Source organism: Amycolatopsis magusensis, assembly GCF_017875555.1.
GTDB lineage: Bacteria > Actinomycetota > Actinomycetes > Mycobacteriales > Pseudonocardiaceae > Amycolatopsis > Amycolatopsis magusensis.
On record NZ_JAGGMS010000001.1, the window covers coordinates 5462402 to 5484959 of the forward strand.

22 protein-coding genes are annotated in these 22558 nt (G+C 71.6%); 15 read left to right on the top strand and 7 right to left on the bottom strand.

What is annotated here, in order from left to right:
• Positions 1–25: 25 nt before the first annotated feature.
• Together JOM49_RS24550 and JOM49_RS24555 are read left to right on the top strand one after the other, a co-directional pair.
• Positions 26–1441, top strand: coding sequence for an aminotransferase-like domain-containing protein (locus JOM49_RS24550; RefSeq protein ID WP_245369458.1), 1416 nt, complete (start codon positions 26–28; stop codon positions 1439–1441).
• 82 nt (positions 1442–1523) lie between these two features.
• Complete coding sequence (locus JOM49_RS24555; protein WP_209666590.1) at positions 1524–2528, top strand: TerC family protein; 1005 nt, start codon at positions 1524–1526, stop codon at positions 2526–2528.
• Here JOM49_RS24555 and JOM49_RS24560 read toward each other — a convergent pair.
• Complete coding sequence (locus JOM49_RS24560) at positions 2525–3268, bottom strand: SDR family oxidoreductase (protein ID WP_209666591.1); 744 nt, start codon at positions 3266–3268, stop codon at positions 2525–2527. The genes JOM49_RS24555 and JOM49_RS24560 overlap by 4 nt on opposite strands.
• A gap of 78 nt (positions 3269–3346) precedes the next feature.
• On the opposite strand from JOM49_RS24560, the gene JOM49_RS24565 reads away from it, so the two are divergent.
• Together JOM49_RS24565 and JOM49_RS24570 are read left to right on the top strand one after the other, a co-directional pair.
• Entirely contained in the window at positions 3347–3811 is a 465-nt protein-coding gene (locus JOM49_RS24565; RefSeq protein WP_209666592.1) for an RrF2 family transcriptional regulator, read from the top strand.
• 27 nt (positions 3812–3838) lie between these two features.
• Positions 3839–5752, top strand: a complete 1914-nt coding sequence (locus JOM49_RS24570) for a WD40 repeat domain-containing serine/threonine protein kinase (RefSeq protein ID WP_209666593.1) — start codon at positions 3839–3841, stop codon at positions 5750–5752.
• A 6-nt stretch (positions 5753–5758) separates the two neighbouring features.
• Here JOM49_RS24570 and JOM49_RS24575 read toward each other — a convergent pair whose 3' ends face one another.
• Positions 5759–6112 carry a family 43 glycosylhydrolase gene (locus tag JOM49_RS24575; protein ID WP_209666594.1) on the bottom strand — a complete coding sequence of 118 codons (354 nt, stop codon included), beginning with the start codon at positions 6110–6112 and terminating at the stop codon, positions 5759–5761.
• A 60-nt stretch (positions 6113–6172) separates the two neighbouring features.
• Here JOM49_RS24575 and JOM49_RS43240 point away from each other — a divergent pair, with 60 nt between their 5' ends.
• Positions 6173–6379 carry a hypothetical protein gene (locus JOM49_RS43240; protein ID WP_245369459.1) on the top strand — a complete coding sequence of 69 codons (207 nt, stop codon included), beginning with the start codon at positions 6173–6175 and terminating at the stop codon, positions 6377–6379.
• Here JOM49_RS43240 and JOM49_RS24585 read toward each other — a convergent pair whose 3' ends face one another.
• Positions 6380–7324 carry a 2-hydroxyacid dehydrogenase gene (locus JOM49_RS24585; protein ID WP_209666595.1) on the bottom strand — a complete coding sequence of 315 codons (945 nt, stop codon included), beginning with the start codon at positions 7322–7324 and terminating at the stop codon, positions 6380–6382.
• 207 nt (positions 7325–7531) lie between these two features.
• Here JOM49_RS24585 and JOM49_RS24590 point away from each other — a divergent pair, with 207 nt between their 5' ends.
• From JOM49_RS24590 to JOM49_RS24615, 6 genes are read left to right on the top strand one after another with little or no spacing between them, the layout of a single operon-like run.
• Entirely contained in the window at positions 7532–9088 is a 1557-nt protein-coding gene (locus JOM49_RS24590; protein WP_209666596.1) for an ABC transporter substrate-binding protein, read from the top strand.
• Position 9089: 1 nt separating this feature from the next.
• Positions 9090–10019 (top strand): ABC transporter permease, encoded by a 930-nt coding sequence (locus JOM49_RS24595; RefSeq protein ID WP_209666597.1) that lies wholly within the window; start codon positions 9090–9092, stop codon positions 10017–10019.
• Positions 10020–10035: 16 nt separating this feature from the next.
• Entirely contained in the window at positions 10036–10959 is a 924-nt protein-coding gene (locus JOM49_RS43245; protein ID WP_209666598.1) for an ABC transporter permease, read from the top strand.
• Positions 10956–11975 carry an ABC transporter ATP-binding protein gene (locus JOM49_RS24605; RefSeq protein ID WP_209666599.1) on the top strand — a complete coding sequence of 340 codons (1020 nt, stop codon included), beginning with the start codon at positions 10956–10958 and terminating at the stop codon, positions 11973–11975. Before JOM49_RS43245 ends, JOM49_RS24605 begins: the two co-directional genes overlap by 4 nt.
• Positions 11968–12945 (top strand): ABC transporter ATP-binding protein, encoded by a 978-nt coding sequence (locus JOM49_RS24610; protein WP_209666600.1) that lies wholly within the window; start codon positions 11968–11970, stop codon positions 12943–12945. The genes JOM49_RS24605 and JOM49_RS24610 overlap by 8 nt, the downstream gene beginning before the upstream one ends.
• Positions 12942–13658, top strand: a complete 717-nt coding sequence (locus JOM49_RS24615) for a sulfite exporter TauE/SafE family protein (RefSeq protein WP_209666601.1) — start codon at positions 12942–12944, stop codon at positions 13656–13658. The genes JOM49_RS24610 and JOM49_RS24615 overlap by 4 nt, the downstream gene beginning before the upstream one ends.
• On the opposite strand, the gene JOM49_RS24620 is transcribed toward JOM49_RS24615, so the two are convergent.
• The 3 genes from JOM49_RS24620 to JOM49_RS24630 all read right to left on the bottom strand — a co-directional run bounded on the left by JOM49_RS24620 (position 13636) and on the right by JOM49_RS24630 (position 16812).
• Complete coding sequence (locus tag JOM49_RS24620; RefSeq protein WP_209666602.1) at positions 13636–14628, bottom strand: 2-hydroxyacid dehydrogenase; 993 nt, start codon at positions 14626–14628, stop codon at positions 13636–13638. The two genes, JOM49_RS24615 and JOM49_RS24620, sit on opposite strands and share 23 nt — an antisense overlap.
• 4 nt (positions 14629–14632) lie before the next feature.
• A complete protein-coding gene (locus JOM49_RS24625; protein WP_209666603.1) occupies positions 14633–15913 on the bottom strand; it encodes a glucarate dehydratase family protein in 1281 nt (426 codons plus the stop codon).
• Positions 15914–16002: 89 nt separating this feature from the next.
• Positions 16003–16812, bottom strand: coding sequence for an IclR family transcriptional regulator (locus JOM49_RS24630; protein ID WP_209666604.1), 810 nt, complete (start codon positions 16810–16812; stop codon positions 16003–16005).
• A gap of 90 nt (positions 16813–16902) precedes the next feature.
• Between JOM49_RS24630 and JOM49_RS24635 the strand changes: the two genes are divergently transcribed.
• A complete protein-coding gene (locus JOM49_RS24635) occupies positions 16903–17427 on the top strand; it encodes a cysteine hydrolase family protein (protein ID WP_209666605.1) in 525 nt (174 codons plus the stop codon).
• A 10-nt stretch (positions 17428–17437) separates the two neighbouring features.
• Positions 17438–18745, top strand: a complete 1308-nt coding sequence (locus JOM49_RS24640) for a serine/threonine-protein kinase (RefSeq protein ID WP_209666606.1) — start codon at positions 17438–17440, stop codon at positions 18743–18745.
• Here JOM49_RS24640 and JOM49_RS24645 read toward each other — a convergent pair whose 3' ends face one another.
• Entirely contained in the window at positions 18746–19738 is a 993-nt protein-coding gene (locus JOM49_RS24645) for an Lrp/AsnC family transcriptional regulator (protein WP_372444225.1), read from the bottom strand. It lies immediately after the preceding gene.
• 114 nt (positions 19739–19852) lie between these two features.
• Between JOM49_RS24645 and JOM49_RS24650 the strand changes: the two genes are divergently transcribed.
• Both JOM49_RS24650 and JOM49_RS24655 read left to right on the top strand, forming a co-directional pair.
• Positions 19853–21397 (top strand): AbgT family transporter, encoded by a 1545-nt coding sequence (locus JOM49_RS24650; RefSeq protein ID WP_209666607.1) that lies wholly within the window; start codon positions 19853–19855, stop codon positions 21395–21397.
• A gap of 50 nt (positions 21398–21447) precedes the next feature.
• On the top strand, positions 21448–22548 hold the full coding sequence (locus JOM49_RS24655) for a M20 family metallopeptidase (protein WP_209671554.1): 1101 nt from the start codon (positions 21448–21450) through the stop codon (positions 22546–22548).
• Positions 22549–22558 lie beyond the last annotated feature (10 nt).

Genomic DNA, 22558 nt, shown 5'->3' on the forward strand with positions numbered 1-22558 from the left:
TCGGATAACGCTACTCTGTGCTGCCATGGCCAACGATAGCACTGCTCGCATTGTCGACGGGCTGCGCGCGTGGATCGCGCAGGCACCGCCGGGCGCCCGCGTGCCGTCCAACCGGGCGCTGGTGGCCGAGTACGGCGCCAGCCCGATCACCGTGCAGAAGGCGATGCGCGCGTTGGGCGCGCTCGGGCTCATCGAGAGCCGTCCGGGCGTGGGCACGTTCGTGCGTGCCGTGCGGACCGCCCGTCCGCTCGACTTCGGCTGGCAGACCGGCGCGCTGCGCTCACCGCAAGCCCGCATTCCCGCTTTGTCGACGCCGTTGCGCAGCAGTTCGCCCGACGCGATCGGCCTGCACGCGGGCTATCCCGATCGGACACTGCTGCCCGAACGCCTGGTGCGGGCGGCGTTCGCGCGCGCGGCCCGCGGGGAGTCGGCCCTGTCCCGGCCGGACGCCGCCGGCCTGCCCGCGTTGCGCGCCTGGTTCGCCACCGAACTCGCCGAAGCCACCCCGGCCGGGCTCACCCCGCCGACCGCCCGCGACGTGGTGATCCTGCCGGGCAGCCAGAGCGGGCTGAGTTCACTCTTCCGGGCACTGGTCGGGTTCGGGCAGCCGTTGCTGCTGGAATCACCGACCTACTGGGGCGCGATCCTCGCCGCCGCGCAGGCCGGGGTGCACGTCGTCCCTGTGCCCAGCGGGCCCGCCGGTCCCGATCCGGACGAACTCGCGCGCGCGTTCGACGAGACGGGCGCGCGGGTCTTCTACGCCCAGCCCAACTACGCCAATCCCACCGGCGCGCAGTGGACCGGCGAGCGCGGCGAGGAAATCCTCGAGATCGTGCGTGCCCGGGGTGCCTTCCTCATCGAGGACGACTGGGCGCACGACTTCGGCATCGAGACCACCGCCCGGCCGCTGGCGGTGCACGACGACGCCGGTCACGTCATCTACCTGCGGTCGCTGACCAAGAGCGTGTCGCCGTCCGTGCGCGTGGCCGCCGTCATCGCCCGCGGCCCCACGCGCGATCGGATCCTCGCCGACCGGGGCGCGGAATCCATGTACGTCAGCGGTTTGCTGCAGGCCGCCGCGCTCGACGTGGTCACCCAGCCGGGGTGGCGCACCCATCTTCGGGCGCTGCGGCAGCAACTCCGGACCCGGCGGGACCTGCTCGTCGGCAGCCTGGCCGAGCACGTGCCGCAGGCGCACCTCGAGCACGTGCCCCGCGGCGGCCTGCACCTGTGGGCCCGACTGCCGGACGGGACGGACCTGGACCGGCTCGCCCGCGACTGCGAAACCGACGGCGTGCTGATCGCACCCGGCGCGGAGTGGTTCCCCGCCGAGCCGTCCGGCCCGTACGTGCGGCTGAACTACACCGGCCCGGACCCCGGCCGCTTCCCCGACGGCGCCCGGGTCATCGGCCGTGCCCTGGAACACCGGCACGGCGCCTGAAGTGTCCTGAGTGGACTCCGGTGGCGGATGGCGCGCGCGTCCGTAAGGTGGTGAACGACGTTCCGCCAACCCCGGAGTGCCCATGCTCGAGATCGGCGTCCTCACCTGGCTGGTGACGATCGGCCTGGTGATCGCCCTGCTGGCGGTGGACCTCGTGCTGGCCGCGGTGCGGCCGCACCGGGTCGGGTTCGCCGAAGCCACGGCGTGGTCGGTGTTCTACGTGCTGGTCGCGATCGGCTTCGGCGTCTGGTTCATGCTCGCCTACGGGGGAGAGGCCGGGACCGAGTACTTCGCCGGGTACATCGTCGAGAAGAGCCTCTCGGTCGACAACCTGTTCGTGTTCGTCATCATCATGACCACGTTCGCGGTCCCCGAAGAACACCAGCACAAGGTGCTCACCTTCGGCATCGTGCTGGCGCTGCTGATGCGGGCGTTGTTCATCGCCGTCGGCGCGACGCTGCTGTCGTTGTTCTCCTTCATGTTCCTGGTCTTCGGGCTGATCCTGATCTTCACCGCGGTGCAGTTGTTCCGCCACCGCGACGAGGACCCCGACGTGGAGAACAACGTCGTGGTCAAGGCCGCGCGCCGGGTGCTGCCGACCACCGAGGACTACGTCGGCGGCAGGCTGGTCACCAGGGTGGACGGCCGCCGGATGGTCACCCCGCTGTTCGTGGTGCTGGTGGCCATCGGCGGCGTCGACCTGCTGTTCGCGCTCGACTCGATCCCGGCGGTGTTCGGCGTGACCGAGGAGGCCTACATCGTCTTCGCCGCGAACGCCTTCGCCCTGCTCGGCCTGCGCGCGTTGTTCTTCCTGGTGAAGGGCCTGCTGGACCGCCTGGTGTACCTCTCGGCCGGGCTGGCGCTGATCCTGGCGCTCATCGGGGTCAAGCTGATCCTGCACTGGGCGCACGTGGACCTCGACCCGGCCGTGCCGGAGATCCCGACCCCGCTGAGCCTCGGCGTGATCATCGGCATCCTGGTGGTGGTCACCGTGGCCAGCCTGCTGAAGACCAGGCGTGACCCGAGCGCCAAGGCGCACCCGGGTTCACTGCGTGCCCACCCCCGCGACACCGAGAACGACACCTAGCGCTGGGTCGCGAGCCACTCGTCGAAGGTGGTCGGGGCCAGGTGGGCGCCGTCGCCGGGGAGTAGCGCGTCGCCTGCCATGGTCGTGCCGAACGGGCCGGACCACGTCGGCACCAGTTTGACCGTGCGGCCCCGCGCTTCGTGGGTGCGCCGCGCCATGTCGACGAGGTCCTGCGGTTCGGGGCCCGCGAGATCGGCGTAGCGGCCGCGGGGCTCGCCCGCGGCGATCTCGGCGAGCACCCCGGCCACGTCCGCGGCCGCGATCGGCTGCACCAGCAGCGGGGCGATGGTGGCTACCCCGTCCTGCTCGGTCCAGCCCGTCACCATCGCGGCGAAGTCGTGGAACTGGGTGGCCGGCACGATCGTCCACGGCACCGGGCTCTCGGTGACGAGCCGTTCCTGCTCGCGTTTCCCGGCGTAGTGCGCGTTGCCGCCGATCCGGTCGATGCCCACGATCGAGAGCAGGACGTGGTGCCGCACGCCCGCTCTTTCCTCCGCGGCGAGCAGGTTCCGCGTGGTGGCGCCGAAGTAGGCGACGGTCTCGGCCTCGTCGGCAGGGGGCGCGTTGGTGACGTCGACGACCGCGGCGACCCCGGCCAGCACGCCGTCGAGGCCCGTACCGGTGGCCAGGTCGACGCCGAGCGAGCGGCTGATGGGCACCACCTCGTGCCCGGCCCGGGTGAGGGCGGCGCTGGTGAGCGCGCCGATGTTGCCGGTCGCGCCGGCGATGGCGATCCGCATGACGATCTTCCTCTCTGGGGGTGTCTCCAAGCTATTAGAGACTAAACAGATCCGCAATATCTTCGATAGACTGGGGTGGTGAAACTGCCCGCGAGCACCGAATGGGTGCTGCACTGCGCGACGACGCTGGCGCAGTTGGAACCGGGGACCTCGGCTTCGACGGCCCAGCTGGCGCAGTACTTCGACCTCCCGGCGCCGTACCTCGCCAAGCAGTTGCAGGCCCTCGTCCGCGCGGGGGTGCTCACCGCGACCACCGGACCGCGCGGCGGCTTCCGGCTCGCGCGCCAGGCCGGGGAGATCTCGCTGCTGCAGATCGTCGAAGCCATCGACGGCACGTCGGCGCCCTACGAGTGCCGCGAGATCCGCCAGCAGGGCCGGGGCGCCCTGCCCGCCGAGGACTGCCGTGACACCTGCATCCTCGCGGTGAAGATGGCCGAGGCGCACCAGGCGTGGCGGGAGAGCCTGGCCGGGGTCACCCTCGCCGACATCCTCGCCGGGATCCCGGCGACCGCCCCGGCCCGTACCCGGGAACGCCTGTTCTAGGCCGGTTTTCCGCTACTGTGACCGACCATGCAGGAGTCCCGGCTGGTGGCGAACCGGTATCGGCTGGACCGCCTGTCGGGGCGCGGCGGCATGGGCGCGGTCTGGCGGGCCACCGACGAGCTGATCGGGCGGGCGGTGGCGGTCAAGGAACTGCGGCCGCCGGGCGGGCTCGACGCCGAGGAACGCGCCCTGCTCAACCGGCGGGCGTTGCGCGAGGTCCGCACCGCGGGCCGGATCGACCACCCCGGCGTGATCGCCATCCACGACATCCTGCCCGCGACCGCCGACGACGACGCGATCTACATCGTCATGGAACTGGTCGACGCGCCGACGCTCGCGGACCTGCTGGAGCGCGGCGCGCTGCCGGAAGCCAGGGTGCGCGTGCTCGCCCAGCGGATCCTCGCCGCGCTGGACGCCGCGCACCGGCTCGGCGTGGTCCACCGCGATGTCAAGCCCGGCAACATCATGGTGCTGCCCGGCGACCAGGTGAAGCTGATCGACTTCGGCATCGCGCACACCACGGACGACACCCGGCTGACCCGCGACGGCATCATGGGCTCGACCGCGTACATGGCACCGGAGTTGTTCCAGGGCGAGGAGCCGGCACCGGCCTCGGATCTCTGGTCCGCCGGGGCGACGCTCTGTCACGCGATCACCGGGCGGCCGCCGTTCAGCCGTGAGTCGACCGCGGCCACCGTGCACGCGATCCTCTACGACGCCCTGCCTCCGCTGAACTGCTCGCCCTCGCTGGCGAACGTGGTTTCCGGGCTGCTGACCCGTGACGCGGGGAAGCGGGTGTCCGCCGGGAAGGCGCTCGAACTGCTCTCGCCCGCCGTCGCGCCGACGATCCCGCACACCACGGTGAAGGAGAGCCCCCGCCGGCTTTACTGGGCCATCGCGGCGATCGGCTTGGTCTGCGTGCTCGCGCTCAGCGCGCTCGCGATGGACTGGGGTCCGGCCACGCCGGGTGCCGCCCCGGCCACCGTCGCGGTGAAGCCGGTCGGTGAGGTGCTGGAGGGGACGACCGGCACGCGGGCCATCGTGCTCGCTCCCGACGGCCGGACGCTGGTCACGATCGGCGCGGAAGGACCCGTGCGGCTGTGGGACATAAGCGATCCGGCCGATCCCGTGGTGCTCGGCGAGCCACTGGCCACCGCGGCGGGCCGGTATTCGGCGGCCTTTTCCCGTGACGGGCGGACGCTGGCCGTGGCCGGTGGGGATTCGGTGCAGTTGTGGAACTCCGCTTTCGGGGTACCCGCCACGCCGATCGGCTCGCCCATCGCGGGTGAGGGAATCGGGGCGGTGGCCCTGAGCGCGGACGGCCGGCTGCTGGCCACGGCGGACTCCGCCGGGCGGCTCCGGTTGTGGGACCCGGCCGCGCCCGTGGCGCCGGTGGCCGAGGCGATCGTGCTGGCGGAAGCGCCGGAGTCGATGGTGTTCAGCGAGGACGGCCAGTCGCTGGTGACCGTCACCGTCACCGACGAGGTGCAGTCCTGGGACCTCACCTATCCCGCGCGGATCCTGCCGATGCTCGAGTCACTGGCCGACCGCAGTGGCATCCGGATCAACCAGGCCGTGCTGAGTCCCGCCGGGGACACGGTCGCCACCGTCGGCGCCGACGACAAGGTGAACCTGTGGCGGATCTCCGACCTGACCGAGCCGCCGGCGAGCTTCTCCACGACGCCGTTGTACGGCGGCATCCTGACCGAACCGCTGCGCTTCGGCCCGGACGGTGACGTGCTGACCGTGACCAACACCGCCGAGGGCGTCGAACTGTGGGACGTGGCCGATCCCGCCAAGCCGGTCGAACTCGGCTTGGCGGGTCGTGCCGATGTCCCGGGCGACCGCGCCGACTTCGCCTTGCCCGGCCCGGGCAAACAACTCCTGGTCACCGCGAGCGCGGACCACGGTGTCCGGCTGTGGCGCCTCGGCGGCACCTGACCGGGGTCAGCCCGGTTCGCCGGAAGGCGCGGGGAGTTGGACGCCCAGCGGGACCGGCGTGCCGAAGTTCGGCGTGCCGTCGGCGTGGTAGACGATCCAGTCCTCCTTGCCGTCCGGTGACTTGAAGAAACCGTTGTGCCCTGGCGCGAACACCCCGTGGGCGTCGTTGCGCTGAAACACCGGGTTCGGCGCCTTGGTCCAGTGCGCCCGGTTGAGCGGGTCGGTGCCGGTGAAGGTGAGCAGGCCCAGCTTGTAGTCCGCCGTGTTCCCCTGATGGTGTACGGATTGGACAGTGGGGTGATGGTCAGGCTTTGCGTGCCGTCCATCGCGCTGACGAGCAGGTGGAACTCCGGCGCCCACAGGTTGCAGCAGCCGTTCGGTCGCCCGACGGTGGTGGCCAGGTCGTAGACGTCGAGCGCCTTGCCGCTGTGCCTGTTCACCGGCACGTACGTGGCGCCGGGGTCCACGGTCGCCGCGATGGCGGGCCGGTCGAGCAGCTCCACCGGTCCGTTCACCGACACCGACCACGACATCCTGGCCTACCACTACTACGCGAACAACGGCGCGGCCCTGCTCGGGCTCAACTGGCTCAGCTTCGACTCGGCGGGCTGGCCCTACGTCCACTGATCACGGCACCGGGGTGCGCAGCGTGCCTTCGGTGAGGAACTGGTGCAGGTTCTGGAAAGCCAGTGCCCCCATGGCTTCCCGGGTTTCCCGCGTGGCGCTGGCGATGTGCGGCAGGAGCAGCACGTTGTCGAGGTCGAGCAGTGGCGAGGGAACGTGCGGCTCGTCGACGAACACGTCGAGCGCGGCACCGGCCAGTTTCCCGTCGACGAGCGCCTTCACGAGCGCGGGTTCGTCGACGACCGAACCGCGGGACACGTTGACCAGGAAGCCTTCCGGGCCGAGCGCGTCGAGCACGTCGGCCGAGACCAGCTCGCGGGTGCTGTCGCCGCCTGCCACGGCGACCACCAGTGCGTCGACTTCGGCGGCGAGCGCGACGGGGGAGTCGAAGTAGCGGTACGGCACCCCGTCGACCGGGTTCCGGGAGTGGTAGGCGAGGTCGACGCCGAACCCGGTCAGGCGGGTGGCGATCGCCTGGCCGATCCGGCCCAGGCCGAGGATGCCGATCCGCTTGCCGCTGACCTTGGTGGCGAGCGGGAACCCGGCGCCCGGCCAGGCGCCGCGGCGGACGTGGCGGTCGGCGGCGGCCAGCCCGCGCATCACGTCGATCAGGCCGCCGACGGCCAGGTCCGCCACGCAGTCGGTGAGCACGTCCGGGGTGTTGCTCACGTCGATCCCGCGCGCCCTGGCCCGTGCCACGTCCGTGGTCTCGTACCCGACTCCGAAGTGGACGATCGCGCCGAGGCGGGGGAGCGCGTCCATCACCTCGTCCGGCACCCCGATCCGCGCGCTGGTGATGGCCGCGGCGAACTCCTGCCCGTGCGCGGCCAGGTAGGCGGTGGGATCGGGCTGGTCGGACAACCGCACGGTGTGGTGGTGGGCGCGGAGCGCGGACTCCAGTGACGGCAGGAGCGGGCAGAGCTGGAGTACGGCGCCATCGACGGTCATGCCCCGAGCGTATGGACCAGCTCGATACCTGTCTAAGACCAAGTACGCATCCAGCGATACCTTCCGGGCATGGGAGTCGCTCTCTTGACGGCCTCCCGGTGCGGCCTTACGGTCTGCGTCTACAGATGCAGACCGGATGCGCATTCATAGACAGAATCCCGAGTTCGGCGCGTCCTGGCACACCCACCCCTGATCATCGGAGAGACGATGCTGTCTTCCGTACCCGCCCGCGGTCTGGTGCTCGCCGCGGTGGTCCTGTGCGGCAGCGCCTGCGCCGTGGCCAACAGCCCCTCCGGGGACACCGGAGACGCGGGCGGCACCCTGCGCGTGGTGCTCGCGCAGGAACCCCCGACCCTCGAACCGTGCGAAGCCTCGCTCACCGCCACCGGTGTGGTGGTCCGCTCCAACATCAGCGAACCGCTGCTGGAGCGGGACCCCGGGTCCGGTGAGCTGCGCCCGTTGCTGGCCACGGCCTGGCGGCAGACGGCCCCGAACACCTGGACCTTCGACCTGCGCGGCGGCGTCACCTTCCACAATGGACAGCCGTTCACCGCGCAGGACGCCGCCTTCTCCATCGACCGGGCGGTGAACTCGGACCTCCAGTGCAATGTGGACGGTTATGTCTTCGACGACGACGAGGAGCTGGGCCTGGAGGTCACCGGGGACACCGGGCTGACCGTGCACACCGGCGCACCGGACCCGATCCTGCCGCTGCGGCTGAGCTTCGTGGAGATGGTGCCGCGCACGACCAGCACCACGGCCAAGGTGCGCGAGCCGATCGGCACCGGGCCCTACGCGATCGAAAGCTGGGAGACCGGGGTGGCGATCACCTTGCGGCGCAACGAGCGGTACTGGGGTGAGCCACCGGCTTTCCCCCGTGCGCGGTACGTCTTCCGCTCCGAGCCGAGCGTGCGCGCGGCGATGATCACCCGTGGTGAAGCCGATCTGGCCACCACGCTCAACCCGGAGGACGCCACCGAGGACAACTCGGTGGCCTACCCCAACAACGAGACCACCGCGCTCCGGCTGGACGGCCGCGAAGCACCGCTCGACGACATCCGCGTGCGCAAGGCCATCGGCCTGGCGGTGGACCGCGAAGGCATCGTGGGCACGCTGCTGGCCGGGCTCGCGGAACCGGCCGCGCAACTGGTGCCGGACGGCGTGGTGGGCTTCAACGCCACGCTGCGTGCCGCGCCCTACGACCCGGAAGCCGCCCGCGCGCTGATCCGGGAAGCCGCCGCCGACGGGGTGCCGGTGGACCGGAAGATCACCCTGATCGCGCGGAACACGCAGTTCCCCAGGGTGGCCGAAACCGCCGAGGCACTGCAGTACGAACTGGCGCAGGTCGGGCTGAACGTGCAGATCCAGATGGCGGACACCGCGGCACACCTGGAGTACCAGCTGCGGCCGTTCCCGGTCGACGCCGGACCGGTGGCGCTGCTGATCATGCACGGCAACCAGGCCGGTGACGCCGCGTTCACCACGAGCCAGTACCTGCGTGCCGGCGGCCCGCAGTCCACCTTCGGCACCCCGGAACTCGACGCCCGGATCACCGAGGCGGGGGCGCTCTCCGGCCCGGCCAGGCAGGACGCGTTCGCCGCCATCTTCGCCGAGCAGAACGAGTCCGTGGCGCAGTACGTGCACCTCGCACACATGCGCGGGCTGCTGGGCCGGTCCCGTGCGGTCCGGTACGAGCCGGATTCCGCCACCGGGGACGAACTGCGCCTGGCCGCCGTGCGGCCCGCCGCCGGGGAGGCCCGCTGACATGGGGACGTTCCTGCGCAAGCGCGTCATCTCCAGCGCCATCCCGCTGGTCTTCGTGGTGCTGGGCGTGTTCTGCCTGGCCCGGCTGACCGGCAACCCGGTCAACCTCTACCTGCCGCTGAGCGCCACCGCCGAGCAGCGCGCCGCCTTCTCCGCCGAGCACGGGTTCGACCAGCCGATCCTGGTGCAGCTCGGGGACTACCTCGGGCAGATCGTCCGGCTCGACTTCGGCACCTCGCTGCGCACCGACCAGCCCGCCGCGGAAATGGTGCTCACCGCCTTCCCGGCCACGCTGCAGCTCGCCGCGGTGACGATGCTCATCGCGACGCTGGGCGCGGTACTGATCGGCTGCCTCGCCGCGTACCGGCCGAATTCGGTGGCGGACCGGATCTCCAGCTTCCTGTCGATGACCGCGGCCAGCATCCCGGACTTCTGGTTCGCCATCATGGGTGTGCTGGTGTTCGGGGTGAGCCTGGCCTGGCTGCCGACCTCCGGGGTGAGCGGCGGCCCCGAGGTGTGGGTGCTGCCGATCGCCACGCTGCTGATCCGCCCGTTCGGCGTGCTCGTCCAGGTGGTGCGCGGCGCGATGGTGGCGGCGTTGTCCGCGCCCTACACCAAGGTCGCGCGCAGCAAGGGCGCGAGCGAGAAGCGGGTGGTGTTCGGGCACGCGCTGCGCAACGCCACCACCCCGGCCCTGACCGTCGCGGGTGATCTCACGATCGGGCTGGTGAACGGGGCCGTGGTGGTGGAGACCATCTTCGGCTGGCCCGGCATCGGCAAGCTGATGATCGACTCGATCCTGCAGCGGGACTTCGCCGTGCTCCAGGCCGCCGTGCTGCTGACCGCGGTGACGATCTTCGTGCTGAACATCGTGATCGACCTCTGCTACGCCCTGCTCGACGCCCGCGTGCGCCAGGTCGTGCCGGCGTGATCGAAGGAGATGCCCCGTGACCTCGAAAACACCTGTCCCGGCCCGCCGGGCCCGCTGGTGGACCCTGCTCGGCCGCGACCGGTTCGCCGTGGTGGCCGCGGTCCTGCTCGGGCTGGTGCTGCTCACCGCGGTGCTCGGCCCGCTGCTCATCGGCGACCGCGCGGTCCGCCAGGACCTGCGGGCCTCACTGCGCCCGCCTTCGTTCGACCACGGTTTCTTCGGCCTGCTCGGCACCGACGTGCTGGGGCGCAGCGTGCTGGCCCGGCTGGTCGACGCCGCCGGGACCACGCTCTCGGTCGCCGTGCCCGCGGTGCTCTGCTCACTGGTGATCGGCGCGACGCTCGGCATGTGGGCCGGTTTCCACGGCGGCCTGCGGGAGAACGTGGCGATGCGGGTCGCCGACGTGATCCTCAGCTTCCCGTCCCTGCTGCTCGCCGTGGTGGTGCTCTACGTCTTCGCGCCCAGCGTCGGCAACATCGTGCTGATCCTGGCGATCGCCCGCATCCCGGTGTACCTGCGTACCGCCCGTGCGGAAGCGGCCGAACTCAAGAGCAGGCTGTTCGTGGACGCGGCCCGGACCTTCGGCGCGACCAGCTGGCCGACGATCTACCGCCACATCCTGCCGATCGCGCTGCCCACCCTGCTGACCGTGGCCACGCTCGACTTCTGCTTCGTCATGCTCACCGAGTCTTCCCTGAGCTTCCTCGGCATCGGCATCCAGCCACCGGAGGTCAGCTGGGGCCTGATGGTCGCGCAGGGCCGCCAGTACCTGCAGACGGCGTGGTGGATCGCGGTGCTGCCGGGCGTGGCGATCGTGGTGACCACGGTGTCCGCCACCGTGCTCGCCGCCTGGGTGCGCCTCGCCACCGACCCGGCCCAGCGCTGGCGGCTGACCCTGCCGCGGCGCGCCCGTCCCACCACCACGGAGGTCACCGCATGAACGCGGCAGCCACAACCGAGTCCACTTCGGACACCACCGCGGCCGTGGCGCTCGAGGTCGACGGGCTCTGCGTCGACCTGCGCACCCCGGCCGGCACGGTCCGCGCGGTGGACCAGGTCAGCTTCTCGGTGCGCCGGGGCCGGACACTGGCGCTGCTCGGCGAGTCCGGCTGCGGCAAGTCGATCACCGCGCAGACCATCGCCGGGCTGCTCGACCCGATCGCCGAGGTGGCGGGCGGCGCGGTCCGGGTGGCGGGCACCGACGTGCTGAAGCTCAGCCGCAGCGAACGCCGTCGGCTGGCCGGGCCGGTGCTGTCGATCGTCTTCCAGGACGCGCTGACCGCGATGAACCCCGTGCAGCCGGTGGGCAGGCAGCTCGGTGAACCGTTCCGCATTCACCGGAAGCTGTCCCGGCGGGCGGCGCGGGAGAAGGCCATCGAGCTGATGGAGACCGTCGGCATCCCCGAACCGCGGGCGCGGGCGCGGTCGTTCCCGCACCAGTTCTCCGGCGGCATGCGGCAGCGGCTGCTGATCGCGATGGCCGTGGCGCTCGGCCCGCAGGTGCTGATCGCCGACGAGCCGACCACCGCGCTCGACGTGACCGTGCAGGCGCAGGTGATGCGGTTGCTGCGCGAGCTGCAGGAGGAGCGTGAGATGGCGCTCGTGCTGATCACCCACGACCTGGCCGTGGTCGCCGAGCAGGCGGACGACGTGGCGATCATGTACGCCGGAAACGTGGTGGAAACCGGGCCGGTGCGCGAGGTCTTCGCCGACCCGCGCCACCCCTACACCCGTGGGCTGCTGGATTCGGTGCCCGAGCACGGGGTTCGCGGGCGGCCGCTGCACGCCGTGCCCGGCAGTCCACCCGAACTCAGCGCGGTACCAACGGGTTGCGTGTTCCAGGCCCGCTGCCCCAAGGCCACCGACCTGTGTGCCGAACAGCGCCCGCGGCTGAGCACCACCGGCTCGTCCCGGTCGGCGGCCTGCCACTTCCCGGAGGAGCTTTCCCATGCCTGACACACTGCTCGAGGTCAGTGGTGTCCGGAAGACCTTCCGGGTGGCCAGGAACCGGCTGACCGCGCTGGACGGGGTCGACCTGCGGATCGGCCGCGGGGAGACCGTCGGCCTGGTGGGGGAGTCGGGGTGCGGCAAGTCCACCCTGGCCCGGGTGCTGATGCTGCTGGAGCGGCCGGACGAGGGCACCGTTTCCTTCGCCGGGGTCGACCCGTTCACCCTGCGCGGCAAGGAACTGCTGGCCTGGCGTCGCCGCGTGCAGATGGTCTTCCAGGACCCGTTCGCCTCGCTGAACGCCCGGATGACCGCGGCCGAGCTGATCGGGGAGCCGTGGCGGACGCACCGCGACGTCCAGCCGACCGCGGCCGCGCGGGCGGCCCGGGTCCGGGAGCTGCTCGACCTGGTCGGCCTGCGTGCCGGTGACGCCGAGCGGTACCCGAACGAGTTCTCCGGCGGGCAGCGCCAGCGGCTGGGGATCGCCCGCGCGCTGGCGCTCGAGCCCGAGCTGATCATCTGCGACGAACCGGTGTCCGCATTGGACCTTTCGGTGCAGGCGCAGGTGCTGAACCTGCTCGCGGAACTGCAGGAGCGGCTCGGCGTGTCCTACCTGTTCATCTCGCACGACCTGTCGGTGGTCCGGCACGTCGCCGACCGGGTTTCGGTGATGTACCTGGGGAAGGTGATCGAGCACGGGCCCGCCGAGGCGGTCTTCGACCAGCCGCTGCACCCGTACACGGCCGCGCTGATGTCGGCCGCGCCGTCGCTGGACGTGTCGGGTTCGGCGCGCCCGGAACGGATCCTGCTCCAGGGCGAACTGCCGTCACCGCTGAACCCGCCGTCGGGCTGCCGGTTCCGGACGCGGTGCTGGCAGGCCACGGACCGGTGCGCGGCCGAAGCGCCACCGGTGGTCTCGCGAGAAGCCCACGAAGGGCTTTGCCACTTCCCGCTGGCCGCCGCCGCGGCGTCCGCGTGAGCGTGCTGCAGTTCGGCCTCCTCTCGGCCGTCGTGCTCGTCGGCGCGCTGCTGCAGGTGTCGATCGGCTTCGGGCTCGGGATGCTGGCCGCGCCGGTGATCGCGCTGGTCGACCCGGGCCTGATCCCGGTGGTGCTGCTCCTGCTGGCGACCGGGGTGACCGCGGCGACCGTGCTGATCGAGCGCGCGCACCTGGACCTGCGTGGCGCGGGCTGGGCACTCGGCGGCCGGGTGCCCGGCACGATCGCCGGTGCCGCACTCGTGGCGTTCCTGCCGGCGCGGGCGCTCGCACTGTGCGTCGCCGGGGTGGTGGTGCTCGGGGTGGTCGCGAGCCTGCGCGGGTTCCGGCCGCACCCGACCCCGCGGGCGGTGGCGCTGGCCGGGGCGGCGTCCGGGCTGATGGGCACCGCCACCTCGATCGGCGGGCCGCCGATGGCGCTGGTCTGGCAGCGCTACGCCGGGCCGCGGCTGCGTGGCACGATGAGCGCCTTCTTCCTGGTCGGTTCGCTGCTGAGCCTCGGCGCGCTGGCCATCGCCGGCGTGGTGCACGCCGAAACCCTGCGGTACTCGGCTTTCCTGGCTCCCGCCGCCGCGGCCGGGGTGCTGCTGGCGCGCCCGCTGTCCCGGTGGCTCGACCCGGACCGGACGCGCTGGATCGCCATGGCACTGGCCGTCACCGGCGCCGCCACGCTCACCGTGCGGCAGTTCCTCTGACCACGTTGATCAGCGGCTGCCCGGCGGTGAGGCGGGCGATGTTGCCGGCGATCTCCCTGGCACGGCCGGTGAAGGTCTCGCGCGTGTGCCCGGAATGGTGCGGGGTCAGCACCACGTTCTCCAGCTCGTGGAACGGCCGCGTGTACCCGGTGGCACCACCACCGTCCTTGGGGTGGCTCCACCAGACGTCCAGCGCGGCCCCGCCCAGCTGTTCTTCGACCAGTGCCTCGAAAAGCGCGTTCTCGTCGACGAGCGGGCCGCGTGCGACATTCACCAGCAGGGCGTCCGGGCGCATCATGGCCAGTTCCTCGGCACCGATCAATCCCTTGGTGGCCGGGGAAAGCGGCACGGTGAGCACCACGACGTCGGAGTCGGCCAGCAGTTCGGGCAGCCGGTCGTCACCGTCCACTTGGGTCAGTGCCAGGTCGTCGGGCAGCGGGGTGCCCGGGTTGCGCCGGACCGCGCGGACGCGCATGCCGAGTGCGCTGCCCGCCCGTGCCACCTGCCTGCCGATCTCGCCGAAACCGACCAGCCCGAGCGTCCGCCCGGCCAGCGTGCCGCCAAGCGGTACAGCCGGATCGAGCGCGACGGACTCCCACTTCCCGATGCGCAGCAAGCGATCCGCCCGCAGCACCCGGCGGGACAGCATGAGCGCCACCATCACCACGTGCTCGGCGATGGACCGGCCGTGGTGGAAGGTGTTGCACACGGTGGTGCCGGGCGCGAGCGCGTCCAGCGGGATGCGGTCCAGCCCGGCGCCGGTGACGTGCACCAGGCGTAAGCCAGCGCCCGCCTCGGCCATCGGCCCGGTCATCCGGGAGGCCACCAGCACGTCCGCGCCGGCGAGCCGCGCCACCACCTCGGCGTCCGGGCGGCCCGCGAGGAACTCCCAGTCGTGGCCGTCACCGCCGTCACGGGTCAGTTCGCCGGTGAACCGGCTCAGGATCGGGTCGGTCAGGAGGATGCGCACCGCGTCACCAGCGCGGTGCGGCCGGGTCGAACCCGGGCTCGAAGCGGCGGAAGTAGCCGGTGTCGTCGCGTTCCCGGATGCCGCAGGAGAGGTATTGCTCGTGCATTCGCGCCAGCGCGTCGCGGTCGAGTTCGACGCCGAGGCCGGGTGCGGTGGGCACGGCGACCGAGCCGCCTTCGAAGGCGAGCGCGCCGGGCACGATCACGTCGTCGGCCGGATCCTTCCACGGCCAGTGCGTGTCGCAGGCGTAGCTCAGGTTCGGGGTGGCCGCGGCGAGGTGGGTCATCGCGGCGAGGCTGATGCCGAGGTGCGAGTTGGAGTGCATGGACAGGCCCATGCCGAAGGTGTCGCAGATCCGCGCCAGCGAGCGGGACCGGTCCAGCCCGCCCCAGAAGTGGTGGTCGGACAGGATCACCTGCACCGCGTCCGCCGCCACGGCCGGTTTCACCTGGTCGAAGGCGACCACGCACATGTTGGTGGCCAAGGGCATGGAGACCTCGCGCGCCACCGCCGCCATGCCCTCGATGCCGGTGGTCGGGTCCTCCAGGTACTCGAGCACGCCGTCGAGTTCGCGGCCGACGCGGATCGAGGTCTCGACGCTCCAGGCGCCGTTCGGATCGATCCGCAGTGGATGGTCGGGGAAAGCCTTGCGCAGCTCGAGAATCGCCTCGACCTCGGCGTCGGGCGCGAACACCCCGCCCTTCAGCTTGATCGCGCTGAAGCCGAATTCGCCGATCATCCGCTCGGCCTGGGCGACCAGCTGCCCGGGGTCGAGCGCGGCGCCCCAGGCGTCGTCCTCGAACCCGGGGTGCCCGGCCCACTTGTAGAACAGGTAGGCGCTGTAGTCGACGCGGTCGCGGACCGCGCCGCCGAGCAGATCGCTGACCGGGCGGCCGATCGCCTTGCCCTGGATGTCGAGGCAGGCGACCTCGAACGGCGACAGCACCCGGTCCGCGGTCCGGCTGCCGGTGACCATCCCGCTCATCCCGTGCCCGCCTGTGCCGGTGTCCGCGGCGAGCGCCACGCGGATCCGGCGGGCGATCTCCTGCACGTGCCACACGTCCACGCCGTCGAGTCCGGCGGCGGCCAGCCGGAGGCGGTCGAGGTGGCCGGCGTCGCCGTAGGTCTCGCCGAGGCCGGTCAGCCCGGAGTCGGTGACCAGTTCGACGATCGCGCGCAGGGCGAACGGTTCGTGCACGCCGACCGTGTTGAGCAGCGGCAGGTCCGCGAACGCCACCGGCGTGACGCGGACTTCCCGGATGCGGTGGGCCTCGGTGTTCGGCACAGGGGAACCTCCCGGCGGACGGCTGGGTCCCCGGCAGCCTAACCGCTACCTGTTCACATGTGAAGACAGCTGATACAAATGAAGACGGCTCAGGCGTCTCCGGTGCCTCCGAGTTCGGCCGCCATGGCGGCTTCGTCGATGGTTTCGCGGGCCTTCCGCATCGCGCCGAGGATTTCGGCCTCGCGTTGCGGGGTGAGGCGGGCCAAGGGGACCGAGCAGCTGATCGCGTCCGTGGCCGGGGCCGAGTAGTGCAGTGGGAGGGCGAAGCACTGCACCCCCAGGCTGTTCTCCTGACGGTCCACCGCGAACCCGCGTTCGCGGATTTCGGTGAGGTCGTCGAGCAGGGCGGCCCGGTCGGTGTGCGTGTTCGGCGTCAGCGCGGTCAGCTCGGCGGGCAGGTGCTCGTCCACCTCGTCCGTCTCGAGTTCGGCCAGCAGTGCTTTGCCGAGCGCGGTCGAGTAGGCGGGCAGGTGGCGGCCGACGCGGCTGTGCGGGCGCAGGTACTGGCTGGAGGCGCGGGTGACCAGGTAGACCACCTTGTCGCCGGAGAGCCTGCCCAGGTGGAAGGTCTCGTCGAGCTGCTCGCCGAGCATGTCCAGCACCGGCTTGGCGATGCGGACGCAGGGATCGGTGTCGAGGTAGGTGGTGCCGGCGAGCAGGGCGCGGATGCCGATGCCGTAGAGGGTGCCCGAGGCGTCCGTGCGCACCCAGCCGTACTTGACCAGGGTGCGCAGCAGGGCGTAACAACTGCTGCGGGGCATGTCGAGCGCTTCGCTGATCTCACGCAGCCGCGCCGGGCGGTTCCGCCGGGCGGCCAGCAGCTCCAGCAACTCCAGGGTGCGGGCCGCCGACTTCACTTCGCGGACACCGCCACCGGGGAGCTCGGGCGGTGCGGTCATCGATGCCCTCCTGCCTGCGATCGGGAGGCACCACGTTACCGGTCGCGTGCCGCCCCCAGCGCGGTGGCGACGCGGATAGGCTGCCTGGTCATGAAGGCGGCGCTGGTGATCGTCGATGTGCAGGACACGCTGCTCCCGCTCGTCCGGCGCGGGGAGGAACTGGCGGACCGGATCGCCGCGCTGGCCCGGGAACTCCGGCCGGGCGGCACGCCGGTGGTGGCGTTGCAGCAGGTCTTCGACCCCGAGTCGCCGGTCAGCACGCGCCTCGGTCTTGAGCCGTCCGACGTGGTGATCCGCAAGACGGCGACCGACGCCTTCTACGACACCGAACTCGCCGCGCTGCTCACCGGCTGGGGCGTGGACACCATCGTGCTGACCGGGCTCGCCACCGACTACTGCGTCGACGCGACCGCGCGGTCCGCGCTGAGCCACGGCCTGGACGTGGTTCTGGTCAGCGACGGGCACGCCCCGGCCGCCGACGGTGATCCCGAAGCGGGCCTGACCGCCGAGCAGGTCGTCGACCGGCACAACCGGATCCTGAGCACCGCCGTCCACCCCGGCGGCACGCTGCGCCTGTGCCCGGCGGCGGAGCTTCCGGCGCTGGTCCTCCGCTAGGGTTCGTGCGGTGGAACCTGGTGAGGTGATCGCGGGTCGCTACCGGCTGGTGTCGCTGCTCGGCCGGGGCGCGATGGGCGTGGTGTGGCTGGCGCACGACGACCGCCTCGATCGCCGCGTGGCGGTGAAGCAGCTGCTGGTCGACACCGGGAACGCCGAGGACGCCGTCGCGCGGGCGATGCGTGAGGGCCGCAACGCCGGTCGCCTGCGGCACCCGAACGCGATCGCCGTGCACGACGTGGCCGAGCACGAGGGGCGCCCGTGCCTGGTGATGGAGTACCTGCCGTCGAAGAGCTTCGGCGCGCTGCCGGGCCTGGGACCACGCGAAGTGGCGAAGATCGGCGCGCAGCTGGCTTCCGCGCTGGAGGCCGCGCACGAGGCGGGCATCGTGCACCGCGACATCAAGCCCGACAACGTCCTGATCGCCGAGGACGGCACCGCGAAGATCACCGACTTCGGCATCTCCCGCGCGGCGGGCGACGCCTCGGTGACCGCGACCGGGGTGCTGGCGGGCACACCCGCCTACCTGGCCCCCGAGGTCGCGCGCGGCGGTGAAGCAGACAGCCGGTCGGACGTGTTCTCCCTCGGCGCCACGCTCTACGCGGTGCTCGAAGGCGGGCCGCCGTTCGGTGTCGACGACAACGCGATCGCGATGCTGCACAAGGTCGCCGGCGACACGATCACCCCGCCGCGCCGGGCGGGTGAGCTGACCGGCGCGCTGCAGTGGCTGCTGCACCGCGACCCGGGCGCGCGCCCGGACATGCGGGCCGCGCGGGAGATGCTGGCCGCCGCTGCCGAAGGCCGCCCGGTGGCACCGCCGTCACCGCAGACGCTCCTGTTGCCCGCACGGCGCGGGTTTTCCCGCCGGACGGCGGTCACCGGTGTGGCGGCCGCGGCGCTGGTCACGGCCGGTGTGGTGGCCGGCGTGCTGATCAACGGCCCGGGCCCGGCCGGCACACCGGTGGATGCCGCCCCCGCGTCCTCGCCTGCTTCGTCCGCGCCGCCCGCGCCGACGTGCACGGCCCAGTTCACCGTGGCGGGCAGCTGGCCGGGTGGTTACCAGGCCGGGGTGAGCGTGCGCAACGACGGCTCCGACCGGCTGACCGGCTGGGAGGTGAGCTGGGAATTGCCTGGCGGGCACCGGATCGCGCACCTCTGGAACGGCAAGTTCACCCAGGACGGCGAGGCGGTGACCGTCACGAACGCCGACTACAACGTCTCGATCGACGCCGGTGGTTCCGTCGAGCTCGGGATGACGGTGATCGCTTCGGAGGACGACACCAGGCCCGCGCCCGGGCTCCGGTGCCGGGAGTTGTGATCAGGCGAACCGGCCGTCCTCGCGGTGGATCCAGTACCGGCGCAGCATCCGCAGGACCACGGACACCTGGAGTGCGCTGATCCCGGGCAGCGGCGCCAGGTCCCGGGTGAGGAAGTCGGCCATCTCGTCCTCGTTCCGGAAGACGCCCTGGTGGATCACCGAGGTGGTGCCCGCGACGATCGAGACGTACCGCGCGGAGGGGTGGCGGGCCAGTTCCTCCGCGACCGCCTGGATGGCGCCGGGGGAGATGGTCAGCGCGATGATCACCTCCAGGCCGTAGCCGAGCAGCGCGGGTTCCACCTCGACCCGCGGCCGGACGAGGCCGCGGCGCAGGATCGACTGGATCAGCCGGTAGGTCGTGGACTGGCTGAGGCCGAGCACCCGGCCCGCCTCCGCGGCGGTGATCCGCCCGTCCTGTTGTAATAGCGCTATCACCCGCCGCTCGTCCTCGCCGACCTTCGAGCCACCGGGGCTGTCCGATGGCGTGACGGCGTCCTCCGCTTGGGAGAGCGTGGCCACCTGGGTGTCGTCGAGCCGGTGCAGCCGCCACGAATCGGCTCTGGTCAACGCCCGCAGGACCAGTTCCGAATGTGTTCCGGCCACGCCGGGCACGCTCGGGATGCGTTCGGTCAGCAGTTCCCTTGCACGCGCGCGGTCGGTGTCGTGCACGGCGAGGTAGACGTCGGACCGGCCGGAAGTCTCCGCCACGAGCTGAGCTTCCGGGAGCTGCGCGAGTGCGTGCGCCACCTCGCCCACCGAGCCCGGTCGCGTGGTCACCCAGACGTGCCGTGGATTGCCCTCGGCCCTGGCCGCCCATTCGACCTGGCCGATCACCCGCAGGATCCGCTGTTCCTCCAGTCGGGCCAGCCTGCGCCCCACCGTGCTGGAGGACATGCCGAGCGCGTCGGCCAGTACGGCGACGGACGCCCGCGGCGCGACTTGGAGCGCGGCGACCAGGTCGAGATCGGCTTCGTTGAGCACGTCTGACTGTATCACCCAGATTGACGATCAATGTGACTGAAACCGGCGGCCTGAGGTTCGAGCTTGCACTATTCGGCCAGATACCCGTCTAATGGGCCCGCAAACCCCGGGAAGGAGACGCCGCCGATGAGCACCAGCCCAGCCAAGCCGGCTTCGAGAGTGCTGAACCTGCTGCTGCGCGCCCTCGACGGCGTCGAGCGCCTCGGCAACAAGCTGCCGCACCCGTTCTGGCTCTTCGTCATCCTGAGCGGGGTGCTGGCGCTGGCCAGCTGGGGCCTGTCCGCGGCCGGGGTGTCGGCGGTGAACCCGGCGACGGACAAGACCGTGGCCGCGAAGAACCTGCTCTCCGTCGACGGCGTGCGGATGATGGTCGAGGACGTGGTCAAGAACTACACCGCGTTCCCGCCGCTGGGCACGATCCTGGTGGTCATGCTGGGCGTGGCGGTCGCCGAGCGCTCCGGGCTGCTCGCCGCGGTGCTCCGGTCCGGGGTGTCGAAGGTGTCGCCGCGGTGGGTCACCTTCGCGCTGGCGTTCACCGGCATGGTCTCGCACGTGGCCTCCGACGCCGCGTACGTGGTGCTGATCCCGTTGGGCGCCATGGCTTTCCGGGCGGTGGGCCGCAGCCCGATCCTCGGCATCGTGGTGGCGTTCGTGTCCATCTCGGCCGGGTACGACGCCAGCCCGCTGATCACCCCGTCCGACGCGATCCTGTCCGGGCTGACCACCGCCGCCGCGCACACGATCGACCCCGCGTACGTGGTGACGCCGCTGGACAACTACTTCTTCTCGCTGGCGTCGTCGTTCGTGCTGGCCGCGGTGATCACGCTGGTGACGGAGAAGGTGCTGGCCCGCCGGGCCGAAGCGATGCCGGTGGATGAGGACGCCGAACAGGACGATCTCGGCTCGCTGGAGCTGAGCACCGAAGAGCGGCGCGGGCTGCGTGCCGCGCTCATCGCGCTGGTGGCCGTCGTGCTCGCGCTGGTGCTGGCGGTCCTGCCCTCGGGGTCACCGCTGCGTGGCGAAGACGGCAGCATCGTGGAGTCGCCGCTGCTCACCTCGATCTCGATCTTCCTTGCGCTGGCGTTCTTGGCCGCGGGCTGGGCATACGGCAAGGCGGCGGGGACGGTGACCAGCAGCCGCGACATCCCGGGGTTCATGGCGCACGGGTTCAAGGAGATGGCGCCGATCCTGGTGCTGTTCTTCGCCATCTCGCAGTTCCTGGCCTACTTCAAGTGGACCGGCATCGGGGAGATCACCGCCATCCACGGCGCCGGTGTGCTGAAGTCCGCCGGGGTGTCCGGGCCGGTGATCCTGCTGGGCATCCTGCTCGTGGTCACCGTGATCAACCTGATCGTGACCAGCGGCTCGGCGCAGTGGGCGCTGGTCGGCCCGGTGTTCGTGCCGATGCTGATGCTGCTCGACATCCCGCCGGAGACCACCCAGGCGCTCTACCGCATCGCCGACTCCTGCACCAACGCGATCACCCCGATGAGCCCCTACTTCGTGATGGCGCTGGGTTTCCTGCAGCGCTACCGCCGCTCGGCAGGCATCGGCTCGCTGCTGTCGATGACCATCCCGCTGGCACTGACCCTGCTCGCCGTCTGGACCGTGTTGTTCTTCGTGTTCTGGGTGTTCGGCATCCCGCTCGGCCCCGGCGCACCCGTCCGCTAGAAAGGAATCCCGTGTCACCTGCCGACTGGGCCCAGCGCGCCCTGCCCGCGATGCTCGACGACCTGAAGACGATCGTCGAACTGGAGACGCACAGCTACGACAAGCCCCTGCTCGACCGCGGCCTCGACACCCTCCGGTCGTGGATCGCCGAGCGGCTCGGCGCGCCCGAGCACGAAATCCGGCACAGCGACACGACGCGCGGTGACGTGCTCGAACTGACCTACCCGGGCACCGCGCCCGGGACGGTCCTGCTGATGAGCCACTACGACACGGTCTGGCCGACGGGCACCCTCGCCGGCTGGCCGTTCACCATCGAGGACGGCCGGATCAGCGGGCCCGGCGCGTTCGACATGAAGCTCGGCCTGGTGCAGTCGGTGTGGGCGCTGCGCGGGCTGCGGGAGCTGGGGCTGCCGCACCCGTCGGTCAAGTTCCTGTTCAACGGGGACGAGGAGATCGGCAGCACGTTCTCGCGGCCGCACATCGAGGCGGCCAGCGAGGGCACGCTGGCGAACCTGGTCTTCGAGGCGTCCTTGGACGGCAAGGTGAAGACGTCGCGCAAGGGTGTGGGCCTGTTCGACGTGACGGTCACCGGCGTGGAGGCGCACGCCGGGCTCGATCCGTACAAGGGCGCGAGCGCGATCCACAGCCTGGCCGAGATCGTCACGCAGGTCGCCGCGGCGGGCTCGCGGGAGCGCGGCACGACGGTGAACGTGGGCACCATCAGCGGTGGCACCGGGAGGAATGTCACGGCGGGGCAGGCCGTCTGCGGGATCGACGTGCGGGTCGCCGAGCCGTCGGAGATGCGGCGCATCGACGAGGTCTTCGCCGGGTTGCGGGCGAGCGATCCCCGCGTCACCGTCGAGGCCACCGGCGACTGGAACCGCCCGCCGATGACCCCGAACGCACCCTCGCAGGCGTTGTTCGAGAAGGCGCAGGCGGTGGCGGACGGCCTCGGCTGGTCGCTCGAAGACGCCACGGTCGGCGGCGCCAGCGACGGCAACTTCGTTTCAGCGCTGGGCCGCCCGGTCCTGGACGGCATGGGCGCGGTGGGCGGCGGCGCGCACGCGCGGCACGAGCACGTGCTGGTGGAGCACATCCCGCACCGGACCGCGCTGACCATCGGCCTGATCACCGCGCTGACCGCGGGGTAAACGGCACACT

What these genes read in the sequence shown, in the direction of transcription:
- JOM49_RS24550 (WP_245369458.1), top strand. Translation starts at nt 26, where the DNA reads ATGGCCAACGATAGCACTGCTCGCATTGTCGACGGGCTGCGCGCGTGG.
- JOM49_RS24555 (WP_209666590.1), top strand. Translation starts at nt 1,524, where the DNA reads ATGCTCGAGATCGGCGTCCTCACCTGGCTGGTGACGATCGGCCTGGTG.
- JOM49_RS24560 (WP_209666591.1), bottom strand. Translation starts at nt 3,268, where the DNA reads ATGCGGATCGCCATCGCCGGCGCGACCGGCAACATCGGCGCGCTCACC.
- JOM49_RS24570 (WP_209666593.1), top strand. Translation starts at nt 3,839, where the DNA reads ATGCAGGAGTCCCGGCTGGTGGCGAACCGGTATCGGCTGGACCGCCTG.
- JOM49_RS24585 (WP_209666595.1), bottom strand. Translation starts at nt 7,324, where the DNA reads ATGACCGTCGATGGCGCCGTACTCCAGCTCTGCCCGCTCCTGCCGTCA.
- JOM49_RS24590 (WP_209666596.1), top strand. Translation starts at nt 7,532, where the DNA reads ATGCTGTCTTCCGTACCCGCCCGCGGTCTGGTGCTCGCCGCGGTGGTC.
- JOM49_RS24595 (WP_209666597.1), top strand. Translation starts at nt 9,090, where the DNA reads ATGGGGACGTTCCTGCGCAAGCGCGTCATCTCCAGCGCCATCCCGCTG.
- JOM49_RS24605 (WP_209666599.1), top strand. Translation starts at nt 10,956, where the DNA reads ATGAACGCGGCAGCCACAACCGAGTCCACTTCGGACACCACCGCGGCC.
- JOM49_RS24610 (WP_209666600.1), top strand. Translation starts at nt 11,968, where the DNA reads ATGCCTGACACACTGCTCGAGGTCAGTGGTGTCCGGAAGACCTTCCGG.
- JOM49_RS24630 (WP_209666604.1), bottom strand. Translation starts at nt 16,812, where the DNA reads ATGACCGCACCGCCCGAGCTCCCCGGTGGCGGTGTCCGCGAAGTGAAG.
- JOM49_RS24635 (WP_209666605.1), top strand. Translation starts at nt 16,903, where the DNA reads ATGAAGGCGGCGCTGGTGATCGTCGATGTGCAGGACACGCTGCTCCCG.
- JOM49_RS24650 (WP_209666607.1), top strand. Translation starts at nt 19,853, where the DNA reads ATGAGCACCAGCCCAGCCAAGCCGGCTTCGAGAGTGCTGAACCTGCTG.
- JOM49_RS24655 (WP_209671554.1), top strand. Translation starts at nt 21,448, where the DNA reads ATGCTCGACGACCTGAAGACGATCGTCGAACTGGAGACGCACAGCTAC.